General features: G+C 60.8%; 14 protein-coding genes. All 14 read left to right on the top strand.

Annotated elements, in window-relative coordinates; genetic code table 11:
• The 14 genes from BLP65_RS07760 (at position 1) to BLP65_RS07695 (ending at position 16,894) form a co-directional block, all read left to right on the top strand.
• Positions 1-1,965 carry a heme lyase CcmF/NrfE family subunit gene (locus BLP65_RS07760; protein WP_092994972.1) on the top strand — a complete coding sequence of 655 codons (1,965 nt, stop codon included), beginning with the start codon at positions 1-3 and terminating at the stop codon, positions 1,963-1,965.
• Positions 1,962-2,516, top strand: a complete 555-nt coding sequence (locus BLP65_RS07755) for a DsbE family thiol:disulfide interchange protein (protein ID WP_092994969.1) — start codon at positions 1,962-1,964, stop codon at positions 2,514-2,516. Before BLP65_RS07760 ends, BLP65_RS07755 begins: the two co-directional genes overlap by 4 nt.
• On the top strand, positions 2,513-2,992 hold the full coding sequence (locus BLP65_RS07750; RefSeq protein ID WP_092994966.1) for a cytochrome c-type biogenesis protein: 480 nt from the start codon (positions 2,513-2,515) through the stop codon (positions 2,990-2,992). Before BLP65_RS07755 ends, BLP65_RS07750 begins: the two co-directional genes overlap by 4 nt.
• A complete protein-coding gene (gene ccmI / locus BLP65_RS07745) occupies positions 2,989-4,194 on the top strand; it encodes a c-type cytochrome biogenesis protein CcmI (protein WP_092994963.1) in 1,206 nt (401 codons plus the stop codon). Before BLP65_RS07750 ends, ccmI begins: the two co-directional genes overlap by 4 nt.
• A 484-nt stretch (positions 4,195-4,678) precedes the next feature.
• The gene (locus BLP65_RS07740) at positions 4,679-5,080 is read left to right on the top strand and encodes a DUF4398 domain-containing protein (RefSeq protein WP_092994960.1); all 402 of its coding nucleotides are present in this window, start codon (positions 4,679-4,681) and stop codon (positions 5,078-5,080) included.
• Positions 5,077-5,841: an OmpA family protein gene (locus BLP65_RS07735; protein WP_092994957.1), complete on the top strand. Its 765-nt coding sequence runs from the start codon at positions 5,077-5,079 to the stop codon at positions 5,839-5,841. The genes BLP65_RS07740 and BLP65_RS07735 overlap by 4 nt, the downstream gene beginning before the upstream one ends.
• Positions 5,842-5,971: 130 nt before the next feature.
• On the top strand, positions 5,972-7,642 hold the full coding sequence (locus BLP65_RS07730; RefSeq protein ID WP_281180181.1) for an HD domain-containing phosphohydrolase: 1,671 nt from the start codon (positions 5,972-5,974) through the stop codon (positions 7,640-7,642).
• 90 nt (positions 7,643-7,732) lie between these two features.
• A complete protein-coding gene (locus BLP65_RS07725; RefSeq protein WP_092994951.1) occupies positions 7,733-8,269 on the top strand; it encodes an OmpA family protein in 537 nt (178 codons plus the stop codon).
• Between the two features lie 633 nt (positions 8,270-8,902).
• The gene (locus BLP65_RS07720; protein WP_092994948.1) at positions 8,903-9,649 is read left to right on the top strand and encodes a Crp/Fnr family transcriptional regulator; all 747 of its coding nucleotides are present in this window, start codon (positions 8,903-8,905) and stop codon (positions 9,647-9,649) included.
• Positions 9,650-9,843: 194 nt separating this feature from the next.
• The gene (locus tag BLP65_RS07715; RefSeq protein WP_175452485.1) at positions 9,844-12,339 is read left to right on the top strand and encodes a molybdopterin oxidoreductase family protein; all 2,496 of its coding nucleotides are present in this window, start codon (positions 9,844-9,846) and stop codon (positions 12,337-12,339) included.
• An 11-nt stretch (positions 12,340-12,350) separates the two neighbouring features.
• A complete protein-coding gene (locus tag BLP65_RS07710; protein WP_092994942.1) occupies positions 12,351-12,785 on the top strand; it encodes a hypothetical protein in 435 nt (144 codons plus the stop codon).
• Between the two features lie 297 nt (positions 12,786-13,082).
• Positions 13,083-15,164: a YjbH domain-containing protein gene (locus tag BLP65_RS07705; protein WP_092994939.1), complete on the top strand. Its 2,082-nt coding sequence runs from the start codon at positions 13,083-13,085 to the stop codon at positions 15,162-15,164.
• A 201-nt stretch (positions 15,165-15,365) separates the two neighbouring features.
• Positions 15,366-15,797 carry a low molecular weight protein-tyrosine-phosphatase gene (locus BLP65_RS07700; protein ID WP_092994936.1) on the top strand — a complete coding sequence of 144 codons (432 nt, stop codon included), beginning with the start codon at positions 15,366-15,368 and terminating at the stop codon, positions 15,795-15,797.
• On the top strand, positions 15,794-16,894 hold the full coding sequence (locus BLP65_RS07695; protein WP_175452484.1) for a polysaccharide export protein: 1,101 nt from the start codon (positions 15,794-15,796) through the stop codon (positions 16,892-16,894). The genes BLP65_RS07700 and BLP65_RS07695 overlap by 4 nt, the downstream gene beginning before the upstream one ends.
• The last annotated feature ends 10 nt before the right edge of the window (positions 16,895-16,904 follow it).

Here is a 16,904-nt window from a genome sequence, read left to right as displayed (position 1 = left end):
ATGGTTCCGGAGCTGGGACATTTTGCACTGATTCTCGCCCTTGTGCTCGCCATGGTACAGGGTGTCGTACCCCTGGCCGGAGCCGCCACCGGGCGCACTCACTGGATGGCGGTGGCGCGCCCGGCGGCGTGGGGCCAATTCCTTTTTCTTGCGCTTGCCTACGCCGGCCTGACCTACGCCTTTGTCACCAACGACTTCTCCGTCACCTATGCCGCCCAGAACTCCAATTCCCAGTTGCCGCTGATCTATCGTATCTCGGCAGTGTGGGGCGGGCATGAAGGTTCGCTGCTGCTATGGGTGGTGATGATGGGGCTGTGGACGGTGGCGGTCGGGCTGTTCAGCCGCCGCCTGCCGGTCGAGATGGTCGCGCGCGTCATCGGAGTAATGGGGTTGGTGAGCAGCGGCTTCCTGCTGTTCATGCTCCTGACCTCCAATCCCTTCGATCGTATCTGGCCGGCTCCGATGGATGGCCGCGATCTCAATCCGCTGCTGCAGGACCCGGGGCTGGTGATCCATCCGCCCATGCTCTACATGGGCTATGTGGGGTTTTCCGTCGCCTTCGCCTTTGCCGTTGCCGCACTGCTGGGTGGCCGGCTCGACGCGGCCTGGGCCCGTTGGTCGCGGCCCTGGACCATTTTGGCGTGGGCCTTTCTGACCCTGGGCATCGCCCTCGGTAGCTGGTGGGCCTATTACGAACTCGGCTGGGGCGGCTGGTGGTTCTGGGACCCGGTCGAGAATGCCTCATTCATTCCCTGGCTGGTGGGTATCGCGCTGATGCACTCGCTGGCCGTGTCGGAGAAGCGGGGTGCCTTCAAAAGCTGGACCGTTCTGCTGGCGATCTTCGCCTTCGCCCTGAGCCTGCTGGGGACCTTCCTGGTACGTTCCGGGGTGCTGACGTCGGTGCACGCCTTCGCCAACGACCCGGCCCGCGGCGTCTTCATTCTCATGCTGCTCGGAGCGGTGGTGGGCGGTTCCCTGTTCATCTACGCCCTGCGTGCGCCCGCGGTGAAAAGTACCGGCCGCTTTTCCCTCTTCTCCCGTGAGACGCTGCTGCTCGGCAACAACGTGTTGCTGGCGGTGGCCGCGGGAACCATTCTGCTGGGGACGCTCTATCCGCTGGTCCTGGATGCTCTGGGGGTCGGCAAGATCTCGGTGGGACCGCCGTACTTCAATGCGGTCTTCGTGCCGTTGATGATCCCGTTGATCCTTGCCATGGGCCTCGGTCCGCTCACCCGCTGGAAGCGGGACCGGGTCAATCGGCTGTTGCCGGTTCTTACGGTGGTACTGATCGTGTCCGCCGTATTGGGAGCACTGCTCCCCTGGTGGCTTTACGGCGAAGTGCCGGCCATGGCGGCAGTGGGGGCGGCGCTGTCGTTCTGGGTGCTGTTGACCGTGCTTCTCGATGTTCACCACCGCACGCGCAATGCCGAATCGACCGTTGCGGGCCTGCGAAAGCTGTCACCCAGTTTCTGGGGGATGAGTCTGGCTCACATCGGTGTGGCCGCTACGGTTATCGGCGTCACCTTCTCCAGCTACTTCGGGGAGGAGCGGGATTTGCGTATGGCCCCGGGAGACAGCGTCGAGGTGGCAGGCCTTGCCTTCAACTTCGAAGGCGTCGACCAGCGCAGGGGTCCGAACTACATGTCCAATACCGGCGTGGTTCGGGTGACTGATGGTGACCGCCAGGTAGCCCTGCTGGAGACTGAAAAACGTGTCTACAACGTCCAGGGGATGCCGATGACCGAAGCGGGCATCGATGCCGGTCTGACCCGTGACCTCTATGTGGCGATGGGTGAGCAACTGGACGATAGCGGCGCCTGGGCGCTGCGGATCTACCACAAGCCATTCGTTCGCTGGATCTGGCTGGGTGGGTTGCTGATGGCGCTGGGCGGTCTGCTGGCTGCGTCGGATCGGCGCTACCGGCTGAGCCGGCATGGAACCTCGGAGCGGGGAGAAAACGCATGAAGACGCGCTTTTTGGTGCCGCTGATCATCTTCGGCGCCATGGTCGGGCTTTTCTATTTCGCCCTGGTGCAGATTGGACAGGGCGACTACAACCCGCGGGATATTCCTTCACCGTTGATCAACCAGGCAGCCCCGGAATTTGATCTGCCTGCGGTCGCTCGTGACACATCGGTCTCCAATGCGGTGTTCGCGCAACATCCGGTCAGCCTCTTCAACGTCTGGGCGAGCTGGTGCGTGGCCTGTCGCCAGGAGCATCCGTTCCTGATGGAACTGTCTCGTCGTGGTGAGGTACCCATCTACGGCCTCAACTACAAGGACGAGCGCGCCGATGCCATCCGCTGGCTGAAGCGCCACGGTGACCCCTATGTCGCCAGCGGCTTCGACCTCCCGGGTGATGTGGGTATCGACTGGGGTGTCTACGGCGTGCCCGAGACCTTTGTCGTCGATAGCAACGGGATGGTTCGCTACAAACACGTCGGCCCACTGGGTCCCGAGTCGTGGGAGAAGAAAATGAAGCCGGTGATCGATCGACTGAAGGCGGAAAGTTCATGAAAAAGTGGCTGACGGCAATCGCTCTGCTCGTTTGGCTGCCCCTGGCGGGAGCGGCCATTGATGCGCGCCCCTTCGAGGACCCTGAACAGGAAGACCGGTACCGGCAGTTGACCGAGGAGCTGCGTTGTACGGTCTGCCAGAATCAGAACCTGGCCGACTCCAATGCCGAGCTGGCGGTCGACCTGCGGCGCAAGGTCTACGAAATGGTCCAGGACGGGAAGAGCAACGATGAGATCACCGGTTACATGGTGGCTCGCTACGGCGACTTCGTACTCTACCGGCCCCCGATGGAGCCCGCTACCTATTTCCTGTGGTTCGGACCGGCACTGCTGCTTGTTATCGGCAGTGTCTCGCTGCTCGTGTTTGTCCGCCGCCGGATGGCTGCCAATGCCGTTGACAGTGACGAGTTGAGCAGTGACGAGCGGCAGCGCCTGGAGCGCCTGACGGGCGCGGATCGGAAAAAAGGAGGCCAATGATGACGCTGTTTGCCGTGCTGGTGGTATTGATGCTGGCGGTGGCACTCGCCATCGTCCTGTGGCCTCTGTTTGCAGCATCCCAGGCGCGTGGAGCCCAACGCGACGACCTCAATGTAGCCCTTTACAAGGACCGTTCGGCTGAGCTGGAGCAGGAGCGCGATGATGGCACCCTGTCGGATGCCGAATTCGAACAGGCCCTCCACGAACTGCAGCGCGATCTCCTCGTCAACGTCGACCCCGAGTCCGAAACCGCACAGCGGGATACGACTGGCGGCAGCTGGCTGCCCTGGGTAGTGGCGCTGCTGGTGCCGGTGACCGCGCTGGCCTTTTACCTGCCGTTGGGATCGACCGACCTGATCGGTGCCAAGCCCCCGACAGCGCAGCAGGCCCGGTCCGGCGCGCCGGACCTCGAACGGGCCGTTGCAGAACTTCGGCAGCACCTGAAAGAGAACCCGGACAATCTCGACTCCTGGGAGATGCTGGGCCGTACGCTGAATGCCATGGGTCGGTACGAGGAGGCCGCCGACACCTATGGGCAAGCCATCGAGGCGATCGGCGAAGAGAATTCGCTGCTACTGGGTCGCGCCCAGGCGCTGGCGCTCGCCGCCGGAAACCGGATGTCCGGTGAACCCATCCAACTGGTACGGCGCGTGCTGGTCCGTGATTCGTCCCATCCCGAGGCACTGTGGCTGAGCGGCATGTATGCCTTCGAGCAGGGGGACTATCCGAAGGCCATTGAGCGCTGGCAGGAGGTCAAGGCGCAGCTGGGCGCAGAGGGTGAACTGGGTAGCACGGTGGATTCCGCAATCGCCGAAGCCCGTGCGCGCCTCGAGGGCAAACCTTCGGCTAGCGCCGGCGCCCCAGCCTCAACGACAGAGCTGCAGATTGAAGTCGCCGTTGCCCCCGAACTCGCCGATCGCATCGAGCCGGATGACACCGTGTTCGTCTTCGCCCGCGAACCCGGTTCCCGCATGCCGGTGGCAGCGGAACGACGCAAAGCCGGCGAACTTCCGTTGAGCATCACCCTGAACGACGACGCCTCCATGGCCGACCGGCCCCTGGGCGATTTCCCACAACTCGAGATCGTCGCCCGCATTAGCAAAAGCGGTTCCGTAAGCGCCAATCCCGGCGATATCGAAGGCGTCGTAACCACCGCCCCCGAAAAACCGGTCACCCTCACGATAGACCGCATTATTCGCTGATCCCGCCCAAAACCGCGCCGGCGCATGATGAATGCGCCAGCCGGTTTGGCTCCCGTAGGGTGCATTCTTTAAATGCACCGTTTCGGTGTTGATGCTCCCCCGACTCCCAAAATGCCCCATCGCTGAACGAAGCCTTTCCTTCTCCCCCGGGAGAAGGCCAGGATGAGGGAGACCAATCAGTCCGTGGTTTTTTGCCTCTCCCCCCCCTAGCATCGATAACCGCTCCAGGCGTTATTCTATTTCCTACATCCTTGTAGTCTCTCGGATCCGGCGCATTCAAATGTGCCCCCAGCAATGAAGTCGGTGCGCTCTGAAAATCTGTTGGTTTATGGAAACGAAGGTGGCACATCAGAATGCGCCCTACGAGGGTTATCTCTCCATTTACCACTCCTCTCCGCACTGCAGTCATTGCAATTTCCTGGCTTTGAGCTAATCCCTGTTGCAAAGGAAAGAAAAATCTACCTCAGCCTGGAGGACATGGCTCATGTCAGGGAAAATTGTACGCACCGCTACAGCGGTCGCTGCGGGTCTGTTATTGACTGCCTGCGCGTCCACTTCGATTCCACCTCCTACCAATGCAGTCGGCGATGCCGAGCAGGCCCTCAACCAGGCTCAACAGGCGCAGGCGAGCCAATTGGCTGCGTTCGAATTTACCAAGGCCCAGCGAAAGCTGAACCAGGCCAGGAAGTTGGCTCGATCGGACTCCGAAACCGAGCGCCTGAACGCTCGCCGCCTCGCCGAACAAGCAGCGGTCGATGCGCGCCTCGCCGAGGCCCGGGCACGCCTGGCGGATACGCAAAACAGGTATGAACAGATGCAGGACACGGTGGAGAGCCTGCGGCAGGAGACCGGTCTTTCCAATGGCAATAGCGGGGAAACGCGATGAAACCTATCAGCCGAAGCTTGCTTATCGCCCCTCTGACGCTCCTGTTGGTCGCCTGTGCCACCGGTCCTACAGAGGATTTAGCCCTTCAGGAGGTGCGCGAGCGTCACAGCCAGCTCTCCACTGACCGGCAGGTGCAGTCCACGGCTCCGGATGCCCTGTTCGATGCCCAACAGGCACTGGCACGCGCGGTCCAGGCCGAGGATGATGAGGCATCCCGCAATCATCAGCTCTATCTGGCCAACCAGCACATGAATATCGCCGAAGCCACGGCAAATCGTAAGCAGCTGGATAGCAGTATAAAATCGATGGCCGAACAGACCGATCAGCTGAGGCTACGGGCTCGTGAACGAGAGCTCGAGGAGGCAAAGTCGGAGCTGGCGGCCCTGAAGGCTGAACAGACCGAACGAGGTCTGCTGGTGACCCTGAACGATGTCTTCTTCGATACCGGCCAGGCGACCCTCAAACAGGGCGCCGCATCGACAATCGATCAATTGGCCGAGTTCATGCGCAAACACTCCGAGCAGCGCATCCTCATCGAAGGGCATACCGACAGCCGGGGCCCGGAGGAGTACAACCAGCGCCTGTCCGAGCGTAGAGCCGCCGCCGTGCAGGAGGCCCTGGTGAGCAGAGGTATCGACTCGGGCCGTATCAGGACGCGCGGCTACGGCGAAACGCGCCCCATCGCCAGCAATGAGACTTCGGGCGGCCGGCAACTCAATCGGCGCGTGGAGATTGTATTCCCGGAGTACCGCGAATTCTGACTCCGGTAACCGGCGAATCGGGCTTCCGCAACAGGCCCGGTTCGCCGCACCATACTGATTTCCAGAAACGTGCACCACTTCACATCTCGATTGATTATCAATTCCTCGACAACCCACGGGCGCTTAAGATGTGAATCCTCTTTTTGCTCTCGGTTCAGCGATGTTGTGGTCGGATGATGAACTCGAAGACGGGCGTCCCTGTCCGGTCGAACACCTGACGGAGGTCGGGATTGCGCTCTCTTCGGAAAGGGATACGGCACGGCTTCTCGAGAAGATCGTTCTTGGTGCCAAACTCCTGACCGGAGCCGACGGCGGGACGTTGTACGTGGTGCGGGACGGAGTGCTCCATATGGAGATTGTCCGAACAGATTCCCTCGACTATGCCATGGGCGGAACCACGGGACGCGCGGTGCCTTTCCCGGCTATTCCGCTGGTTCACGAAAACGGTAAGCCCAATCATCAGCACGTGGTCAGCCACACCGTACTGGCGAACCGCACCGTCAACATACCGGATGCCTATACGGCCGAAGGCTTCGAGTTTCTGGGAACCCGTGAATTCGACGCCCTGACCGGCTACCGCTCCCGATCGTTTCTGGTCATCCCCATGACCAATCACGATGATGAGATCATCGGTGTGCTGCAGTTGCTGAATGCCATCGATCCGAATACCGGGGAGGTCGTTCCCTTCAGCGCCGACGCCGAACGCCTTGCCAAAACCTTCGCATCACAGGCCTCCATGACGCTCACCAACCGTCGGCTGGCTGGCGAGTTGCGATCGCTCTTTGATTCATTGATCCAGCTCATCGCCGTCGGGATCGACGCCAAATCCCCGCACACCGCCGGACACTGCCGACGCGTGCCTGTCATTACCATGATGATGGCCGATGCAGTCCACAACACCCGCGAGGGTCCTTTCGCCGACTATCAGCTGACGGATGAAAAGCGCTATGCCCTCGAGGTCGCCGCCTGGCTGCACGACTGCGGTAAGATCACCACGCCGGAACATCTGCTCAATAAAAGCCGCAAGCTGGAGACGGTCTGCGACCGCATAGAGATTCTGGAGGCCCGCTTTGAAATCCTGCGACGGGATCTCGAGTTGAACTTGTTACGCCAGCAGCTGGGGCGGCTGCGCGCAGGGGATTCGAGGCCGGCCGGAGAGCTGGAACAGCGATACCTTGAGGAGCTGGAAGCGCTCGATTCCGAAGAGGCCTTCCTGCGGATCTGCAATCGGGGAAACGAGTCGATGTCCGAGTCTGCTCGTGAACGAATACGGCAGATTGCCCGAAGGACTTGGGTGGACCACAAGGGGCAGACCCGTCCTCTTCTCACTCCCGAGGAGGTGGACACACTGTGTGTGGTGCGTGGAACACTGACTCCCGGAGAGAAACAAACTGTCAACGCCCACGTGACGGCCACCCATTCCATGCTGGAGGGTCTGCAGTTTCCCAGAGCACTGCGCAACGTTCCCGAATATGCCGGCGGACACCACGAGCGGGTCGATGGCACCGGCTACCCCCGCGGTCTGAGGCGTGAGGAGATGTCCGTCGAGGCGCGTATGATGGCCATTGCCGATATTTTCGAGGCGCTCAGTGCACAGGACCGTCCCTACCGTTCCCGAAAGAATCTTTCCGAGTGCCTCGATATCCTCTGGACCATGAGCCGGGAAGGGCACATCGATCCCGACCTGTTCGATATCTTCATGCGGGAGAAGGTCTACTTGCGCTACTCCCGCGAATACCTGAGCACCGACCAGATCGATATCACCGAGCCATTAAGGCACCCGGATAAACTGCTCGACTGAAGCGAAGAGATTGCATTTCCCCCGCATCGACTATCGATGCAGTAAGGGTCCAGGTTTTGGGCGAACTATCGGGAGGAGAAACGGAGTTCCATGCGGATCGACAAGGATGTCATGATAACCGCCACGTTGGCACTGGTGCTGGCCGCCTGTACGGCCGATGAACCCGGTCAGACCGAAACCACGGAGGCAAACCGCGCTCCGCCGCCGCTGCTTCTGGCCTATCTGAAAGCGACAGAAACTCCCAGTGGGATCCGTATTCGCCTCGAGGAGACGGAATTTGAAGTCGGCAAGGCGGTGTTTCGGCAGGGAAGCGCCACCGAACTCGATCGGCTCGCCAAGGCACTGCAGTCTCACCCTGCGATGGGCGTGGTGATCGAGGGCCACACCGACAGCGTGGGCCGCCAGGCCGACAACGTGAAACTCTCCGAGCAACGCGCCCGTTCCGTAGCCGTCGCACTGGTCGAGCGGGGGATCGCCGAGAACCGAATCAGCGTAAAGGGCCTCGGTGACAGCCTCCCCATTGCATCCAACGAAACCGAATGGGGCCGAAGCCGCAACCGCCGGGTCGAAGTCCTCCTTGTTGATGAGGAACCGTCCGTTTCAGCCCAATTGACGACCAGTCCCTGATAAAGCCAAATCGGTGAACAAGAGGTGCCGGTCGCTTTGAACGGGCGCTGCCGCATTTTTTAATTCACCGGAGTGTGAAATACACCACCGGTTTCAATTCCACCCGTAGGGTGCATTCTTCAAATGCACCGTTTCGGCGTTGATGCTCCTCCGGACCCCGAGTGCCCTCGCCGCCGAACGAAGCTTTTCCTTCTCCCTCCGGGAGAAGGCCAGGATGAGGGAGATCAAAGTAGGCCGTGGCTTTTTGCCCCTCACTCCAATTTTCCGTAAATGCTCTAGGCGTTGTTTCACCTCCGGAGCCGGCGCATTTGGACGTGCCCCATGCGATGATTGGTGTGCTCTGGAAATCTGTCGGCTTTTCCCAAATGAGGGTGGCATATCAAGAATGCGCCCTACGTTTTATCGCTGTTTCTAACATTAAAAAGTATACTGTGTCACAGACACGGTATTCCTGATCGAGCAGAGTTGCTGCAGCTTACCATTGGTCCGTCCTCGCTTTCGGTGTCAGGGGAGGAGACTGGCATCACGGCTGGAAGCCGACCCGCTCTCGAGGGGGGAGTGGGAAGACGCCGACACAACAAAAAAAATTGATGTGGTAACCGACTTTTCGGTGACTAACATCAATGCCAGGCCATGAATGAATTGATCCAGCCCAATATTGCAGGTCCCTGCCAGCACCGACCGATCCAACAACGCTGTGCTGAGTGCATACTCGATGCGTCCGACTATTTTTCCGGACTCAGCATCGGGGCCAAGCGTGACCTGCAGCCGGCTTTGCACTACAAGCAATATGACCGTCGCACTGCTCTTTACCGGGCAGGCGAGCCGGGTGAACAGCTTTTTGTGCTGATTAGCGGCGAAATCAAACTCTACAAATCGCTGCCCAACGGCCGCCATCAGATCCACAAGCTTGCACAGATTCCCGGCGATCTCATTGCCTGCGAGGATCTCTATCGTGACGACTACACCAGTACCGCCGAGAGTATTACACCGCTCGAACTCTGCGTTCTGAACAGAAAAGATCTTTTTTCCCTGATGGAGCGTCACGGGGAGATCAGCGACACGCTGATGCATTCGATGGCGCGTAACCTCAACGCGTATATCAATCACATCGCCAGTCTCGGGCAGAAATCGGCGCTGGAACGGGTCGCCTCCTATATCGTCTTCCTGCACGCGACCCATCGAGAGCGCGATCTGCGCGGTGAAGTCCTGGTCGAGTCACTTACCCGTAGCGAGCTGGCGGATATGATCGGTGTCACCCAGCGTACGCTGATCCGCAGTCTCAAGGAGTTGGAGACGCGAAACATCATCTCGCTCGACAAGGTCGGCTTCACCATCCTCGACTTCTCCACTCTGAGACACCTCAGCGCCGGCCGGTAATCCCCAGTCTTCCCCAGTCTTTCGCTTTCGGCATTTATGCCGACACCGCTTGATGTCGATCAACGTGAAAAATGTCACTGACATATTTCCTTGTAGGCTCATTGGCCTTTGGCCAATCATCCCCGCCGGAAATTCATTCCGGAACGTGCTCCAGGGAAGGAGCCAAAACCATAATTTTTCGAAAAGGGGGAACTATGAATTACAAAGACCGAAAATCATCCCCTGTCAGAGTTTTCAGCCGAAAAGAGCTGAAGCAACTCGAGCAGGAACCCGAACTCTGCAACCACGACCGACGCACCTTCCTGAAGTGGGGTGCCTTGCTCTCCTCGCAGGCCGTTATCGGTGGCGGTGTTCTCAATCTGCTCACCGGCGAGATGGCTCACGCCGACGACACCTTCGACAATGTGGTGCAGTGGGTCTATTCCGTCTGCGGCTATTGCTCGGTGGGCTGCGGTCTGAAGATTGGCGTCAATGCCGCCGGAGAGGCGGTAGCCGTGCGCGGCAACGATGCGCACCCGACCAATGCCGGCCGCGTCTGCGTCAAGGGCCTCTATGAGTACAAGGTGCTGGACGACAACGACCTGCGCGTCGCCGAGCGAGGTAAATACCCGCTGCGGCGCACCAGCACCGGTGGCTGGGAATCGATCACCTGGGATAATGCCACCTCCTTGATAGCGCAGAAGATCATCGAGGCCATCGATACCGCCGGACCCGATTCGGTCGGTATCTACAACACCGGGCAGTGGACCATCGAGGAATACTACGCGATGGGCAAGCTGGGCAAGGGTGCGCTCAGGACCTCGACCATGGACTCCAACACCCGCCTGTGCATGGCCGCGGCGGTTTATGGCTACATGACCACTTTCGGTTCCGACGGCCCGCCAGGCTGCTACGACGATATCGAAAACACCGACTGCTTTTTCCTCATCGGCACCAACCCGGCGGAGATGCATCCCCAGGTCTGGCGGCGCATCGCGAATGCGCGCAAAAGTTCACGTGCCCCCAAGCTCATCGTGGTCGACCCGCGTCGCACCGCTACCGCCCGCAGTGCCGACCTGCACCTGCAGATCAAGCCGGGCACCAACGTGGCACTGATGAATGGCCTGCTGCAGCAGATCATCGCCAACAACTGGACAGACAACGGCTACATCAACGCCAACACGCGCAACTACGATGCCCTGGCCGCCAAGGTGGCGAGCTACACGCCCAGCTACGTCTCCGGCATCACCGGCATACCGGCTGCGGACATCGCACTGGCCGCGGAATGGATCGGCCGATCCCAAGAGGTGTGGTCGCTGTTTATCCAGGGTGTCTATCAGGCCATGGGCGGTACCGATACCGTACGCCAGATCTGCGCCATGCATCTGATCACCGGCAAGATCGGCCGTCCCGGTTCGGCACCCTTCTCCATCACCGGGCAGGCCACCGCCATGAGTAATCGTGAGGCAGGCGGCTCTTCCGCGCTGGCCGCATATCGCAATTACTACAACCCGGCCCACATCGCCGAACTGGAGAACATCTGGGATGTGGCACCCGGTACCATCCCGCCGCACGGCACTACCGTGATCTCCTCCAAAAGCGAGCTGCAGCCGGAAAAGAACTCCATGGTGGAGATGATGCGCAAAGGCGAGCTCAAGGTCTTCTGGAACGCCTGTACCAACCCGGCGGTCACCTTACCCGACCTGAACGCGCTCTATTCCTATCTGGACTTCAGCAATCCCTCCCGCCCTTTCGTGGTGGTGCAGGACATCTACGAGCCGATGGAGACGGCCCACTTTGCCGACCTCTTCCTCCCTGCCGCCCAGTGGGGCGAGAAAACCGGCACCTATACCTGTGCCGAGCGTCGGGTCAATCTCGGCCGTCAGGCGGTCAACCCGCCGGGCTTTGAACTGCGGCCCAGCTATGGCGCCTACTCCGATCTCGAGATCATCAAGATGGTGGCCGACAAGATGGCTGCGATGGATCCGCGCTTCCGGACCCAAAGTGGCGACTCGCTGGTTGGCTTCAACTCGGCCGAGGAGGCATTCGAGGAGTGGAAGCAGGTCTCGGCCGGAAAGATCTGCGACATGAGCGGCATGAGCTACGCGGCCCTGGAGACCAACAACGGCATCCACTGGCCCTCTACACCGGCCAACCTGCTCGGCGGCGCACGGCTCTATACCGACGGCCGCTTCAATACCAACTGGGACCGGGCGCAGTATGGCATCAGCCCCGACGCACCCTGGATCGATCCGGACGACAAGTCCCGCGCCTACCTTTGGGCAGTGGATTACGAGGCCCCTCCGGAGGTGCCGGATAGCCAGTATCCGTTCTGGCTCAATACCGGCCGGGTCATCGAGCATTTCCACAGTCGCACCAAGACCAAACGGGTGGCGCAGCTGCACGAAATGGTCCCGGAGAATTACGTCGAGATCAGTACTGAAGATGCCCAGTCACTCAATGTGGCCACCGGCGACCTGGTGCGGGTCACCTCGCGCCGCGGCGAGATCGTCGTCAAGGCCAGAATCACCGACACGGTGCGAAATGGCGCGGTCTTCATCCCGATGCATTTCGGCGACCTCGACCCCAGCGACGTGGCGGAGAACGACGGCCGACTGGTCTCCGTAAACCGCCTCACCATCAACTACGTCGATAAAGATTGCGGCCAGCCCATCTACAAGCACTGTGCCGTCAAACTGGCCAAGGCATAAAGGTGACAACAATGCAGAATAGAAAACGTTTCTTCAGGATCAGTCACGCGGCGGCGGCCGTGCTGATGTTTGCCATGGCAACGCTGGCCACGGCCCAGCAGGTGTATGACACCAGTTACGCCGTCGAGGCCAGCTACTCCTGCCTCACCGGCGGCTGTCACGAAAACAATACCCAACTGGTGGATGAATACAGCCAGTCGTATATGACCCATGCCATGGTCAAGTGCAACGCCTGCCACGGCACCCACACCGCGGACACCGTAGGGCAGGAGAAACCCAACCTCACCGGCTATCAACCCGGCATCGGCGCCACCGGCTACATCGTCGGCAAAGACCGCTGCCTCACCTGCCACACCTCAGCCCTCACGCAAAACAGCCATCCGAGTAATCCGGGTGAATGCGTAAGCTGCCACGCCCCCCACGTATTCGCAGCAGGAGGCAAATAACCAAACAGGCCCCTTCTCCCTCCCGGGAGAGGGGGCCTTCCAGACGTCCTTCAGCCCCCTCCCCTGGAGCTGTGGAACAGAACATACAAGGGTGCATTCTCCAAATGCACCGGTCCGGTGGTGGTCGGAGCCGGCGCATTTGGATGTGCCCCACACGGCGCACGGAGCATTCCGCAAGGTCATCGGCTTTGTGGGAACGAGGGTGGCATATCAAGAATGCGCCCTACGCCTTTCTTTTCTTACCCGCTCCGGTAGACTAACGGTTTTTACGGACCCGTCCTTTTTGCAGGAGTTTCGGTGAGCCGATTTGTCGCCATTGCCGCATTGATCGCTTTTTCACCCGTCGTTTGGGGGGCGCCGAGCTCTACCGGGCAAACCGGGCTTATCAATATGCCCGATGGCCGGGTCGAAGAGGACGGCATGTGGCGGATGGGCGTCAGTCGCTCCGATCCCTATACGGCCTTCTGGACCAGCGTCAGCCTTTTTCCGCGCCTGGAGGTCTCCGCCCGCTATACCGAAATAGCGGGAATTTATGGCACTAGCGACTACTGGAAGGATTACGGTAACTACAAAGACAAGGCCTTTGACGCCAAGCTTCATCTCCTCAAGGAATCGCAGCTCCTCCCCGCAGTCAGCGTAGGCACCCAGGATTACCTCGGTACGCAGCTCTTCCCGGCCAACTACATCGCCGCGAGCAAGCGACTTGGGGACCTCGACGCCACCATTGGCTATGGAGAGGATCGTATCGACGGGGTCTACGGCGGCCTCCGCTACCACGTCACAAATAACTGGCGCCTGGTGGCGGAGTACGACGCCAACGACTACCAAAACGATTTCCAGGGAGAGCGCTCCGGCGCCACCGATCGTGAAGGCGGCTGGCAATACGGATTGGAGTACCAGTGGGGCTGGCTGGGCGCGCAGGTCAGCCAGCAGGACGACGAGGTCGGCTTCAACCTGCACTTCGACATCCCGCTCGGCAGATCCACCTTCATCCCCAACATGCACGAGCCCGCCCCCTTCACCGGCGAGCCGGTTACCGCGTCGATCGAGGAGTGGCAGGCCGACCCTGTCTATCCCCGGGATCTGGTCCGTACTCTGGAGGAGCGCGGCTTCAAGAAGGTCAAGGTGCGCATCGATCGCGGCTCCCGAACCCTGCAGGCGGAGCTCACCCACCCCCGCATTACCCTGGTGGGCCGCGCCGTAGGCCGGGCGGCCAGAGTACTGCTGGCGCGCGGGCCCGCCGACACGCGCACCCTGCAGATCCTCTATACCGAGCGAGAGCAGCCGCTGCTCACCTACACCTTTACCGATGCCGACGCGCTGCGTAGCTATTTCGCCGGTGAACTCAGCCATGCCACGCTCGAGCCCACCATGAGCGTGCGGTTCGCCGAACCGGAAGATCGGCAGCGCTTTGCCGCTGAAGACATCAAAATCGAGCCGGATGAGACGCCCGACGATATCGAATTCGGCTACTCCGACGCGGACGCGACCCTTGTCCTCGAACAGGAGTCGCGCAACCTGAGTCGCTGGCAGATCAAACCCTTCAATCTGGGCACCTACCTGAACGATCCCAGCGGCGCCTTCCACTACGACATCTTCGCCCTCGGCACCTTCACCCACGATTTCGGACGCGGGCTGTTTTTCGATGCCGGCGCCCGTGTCACCCTGCTCGAGGATGTCAGTGACGTCACCCAGGAGTCCAACAGCGAACTGCCGCATGTCCGCACCGATGTGGCCGAATACAAGCGGGGCGCAGAAGCCAAGCTCAACCACGCCCTGCTCAGCCAATACGCCCACCCGGCCCAACGTGTCTACACCCGCTTCTCGGCCGGCATCTACGAGGAGATGTACGGCGGTTTCGGCGGCCAGGCCCTCTACGTGCCCGAAGTCGGCAACTGGGCGGCGGATCTCAGCGTCGATTGGCTCAAGCAGCGGGACTTCGAGGGGACCGGCTTTCGCGACTACTCGACCGTAACCGCCCTGGCCTCGCTGCACTACCGCATTCCCTCCCACGGGCTCACTATCAGCACCACCGGCGGCCGCTTCCTGGCCAAAGACCGCGGCGTCCGTGTCCAGCTGAAGCGCCGTTTCGCCTCCGGCTTCGAACTCGGCGCCTGGTACACCGTCACCGACGGCGACGACATCACCAGCCCGGGCTCGCCCGATGACCCGTACCACGACAAAGGCATCTTCGTCTCTATCCCGATCTCCAGCCTGCTCACCAAAGACACCCGCAACCGCGGCACCATCGCCCTGCGCCCCTGGACTCGGGATGTCGGCCAGACCGTCGCCTCGCCCGGCGACCTCTACGGCCTGGTGGAACAGCGGCTGCTGCTGAACACCGACCAATACACCGGCTTCAGCGGCCTGCGGGACTAGTGGCCCACACTATTTCCCACATGAACCAATCGCAGCCGGCAGGCACCCACCCCGCGGCGATTTCCGGCCTCACCGGATACCAAGCACCTGTAACGCTTGTCGGCAGCCGGCATTTTAATCCCCAAACTGCGCCGACATCCTCTGTATCTGCTGGCAAGTTTTCATTATAATCGTCCCCTATTGGGGGGGTTAGGCAACACGATGTTGAACAGTATCCTCGTCGTCTGCGTCGGGAATATCTGCCGCAGTCCGATGGCCGAAGGCGTGCTTCGGGCAAGGCTTGGCGGTCGTGGCATCAATGTTTCATCAGCCGGCATCGGCGCTCTGGTGGGGAAGGAAGCAGACCCCACCGCCATTGAGCTGATGAAACAGCGAGGCATTGATATCTCCTCCCACCGCGCCCGGCAACTGGATACCACCCAGGTTCGCAGCAGCGAACTCATCCTGGTGATGGAAGCCTGGCACCGACAGGAAATCGAACAGCACTTCCCGATGGCAAGGGGCAGGGTCTACACGCTCGGCCATTGGGACCATTTCAATATCCCCGATCCCTACCGCAAGCCGAAAGAGGCCTTCGAGCGTGCGCTCAAGGCGATCGAGCAGGGTGTCGAAACCTGGTTGGAGCGATTGTGAGAAGAACAAAGATTTTTTCATTGCTGATTCTGGCAGGCCTGGTCACGTTGCTGTCCGGCTGTGCCACCACGCCCGGCATGAAAATGGACGTCTCCGCCATGACGCAGGTCGCACCCGAGCCAACCGATCCGCAGATCCAGCCGCGCCTGGTCCCCATCACCCCGCAACTCATCGCTGAACAGACCAGGGCCAGGACCCATCGCAGCCGTCCTGCCGCCGCAGCCGAAAGGCTCGACGAGAGCGACTACCGCATCGGGCCCGGTGACGTCCTGACCGTCACCGTATGGGACCACCCCGAGCTCACCATCCCGGCCGGTGAATTTCGCTCGGCAGAAATCGCCGGCCACCTGGTCGATGCCGACGGCGCTATCTTCTATCCCTACATTGGTGTCCTGGAAGTGGCGGGTCTTACCATCGGCGAGATACGAAAGCTCATTGCCGAACGTCTGCACCACTATATCCAGAGGCCGCAAGTCGATGTGCGGGTCGCCGCCTATCGCAGCAAAAAGGTCTATATCGCCGGCCAGGTGGGCACACCCAACGTCGTCCCCATCAACGACCGGCCGCTGACGGTGGTCGAGGCCATCAATCTTGCCGGCGGCACCACCCCCGAAGCGGACCTGACGGATGTCCGCGTCACCCGCGGGAGTCAGGTGCATCAGCTGGACCTGCTCTCCATTTACAGCGCCGGGGCGGAAGGCAACTTCCGGTTGCGCGATGGCGATCAGATCTATGTCCCCGATCGGAGCGATAACCAGGTCTACGTCATGGGCGAGGTTAACGACCCCTCCACGGCCGCGATGCGCCACGGCCGGCTCAGCCTCGCCGAGGCCATCAGTGCAGCCGGGGGTATGGATAAGGACCTCGCCGATGCCAGCCAGATTTTCGTGATTCGCGGCGATATCAACCAGCCCAGCGTATACCAGCTGAACGCCGCTTCAGCCGACGCCATGCTGCTGGCAACTGCCTTTCCGCTGCAGAAATATGACGTAGTTTACGTATCGCCCACCGGCCTGACGCGCTGGAACCGGGTCGTCCGACAGATTCTGCCGACCATTCAGACCCTCTGGCAGACCGACAACCTTGTAAACCGCTAAGCGCGGAAGA

It is taken from the genome of Thiohalomonas denitrificans (assembly GCF_900102855.1).
GTDB lineage: Bacteria > Pseudomonadota > Gammaproteobacteria > Thiohalomonadales > Thiohalomonadaceae > Thiohalomonas > Thiohalomonas denitrificans.
The sequence above is the reverse complement of the archived record's forward strand: the minus strand, read 5'-3'. Positions and strand labels throughout refer to the sequence as shown.

Coding starts and splice junctions, on each gene's coding strand:
- BLP65_RS07760 (WP_092994972.1), top strand. CDS start 1: ATGGTTCCGGAGCTGGGACATTTTGCACTGATTCTCGCCCTTGTGCTC.
- BLP65_RS07755 (WP_092994969.1), top strand. CDS start 1,962: ATGAAGACGCGCTTTTTGGTGCCGCTGATCATCTTCGGCGCCATGGTC.
- BLP65_RS07750 (WP_092994966.1), top strand. CDS start 2,513: ATGAAAAAGTGGCTGACGGCAATCGCTCTGCTCGTTTGGCTGCCCCTG.
- ccmI (WP_092994963.1), top strand. CDS start 2,989: ATGATGACGCTGTTTGCCGTGCTGGTGGTATTGATGCTGGCGGTGGCA.
- BLP65_RS07740 (WP_092994960.1), top strand. CDS start 4,679: ATGTCAGGGAAAATTGTACGCACCGCTACAGCGGTCGCTGCGGGTCTG.
- BLP65_RS07735 (WP_092994957.1), top strand. CDS start 5,077: ATGAAACCTATCAGCCGAAGCTTGCTTATCGCCCCTCTGACGCTCCTG.
- BLP65_RS07725 (WP_092994951.1), top strand. CDS start 7,733: ATGCGGATCGACAAGGATGTCATGATAACCGCCACGTTGGCACTGGTG.
- BLP65_RS07720 (WP_092994948.1), top strand. CDS start 8,903: ATGAATGAATTGATCCAGCCCAATATTGCAGGTCCCTGCCAGCACCGA.
- BLP65_RS07715 (WP_175452485.1), top strand. CDS start 9,844: ATGAATTACAAAGACCGAAAATCATCCCCTGTCAGAGTTTTCAGCCGA.
- BLP65_RS07710 (WP_092994942.1), top strand. CDS start 12,351: ATGCAGAATAGAAAACGTTTCTTCAGGATCAGTCACGCGGCGGCGGCC.
- BLP65_RS07700 (WP_092994936.1), top strand. CDS start 15,366: ATGTTGAACAGTATCCTCGTCGTCTGCGTCGGGAATATCTGCCGCAGT.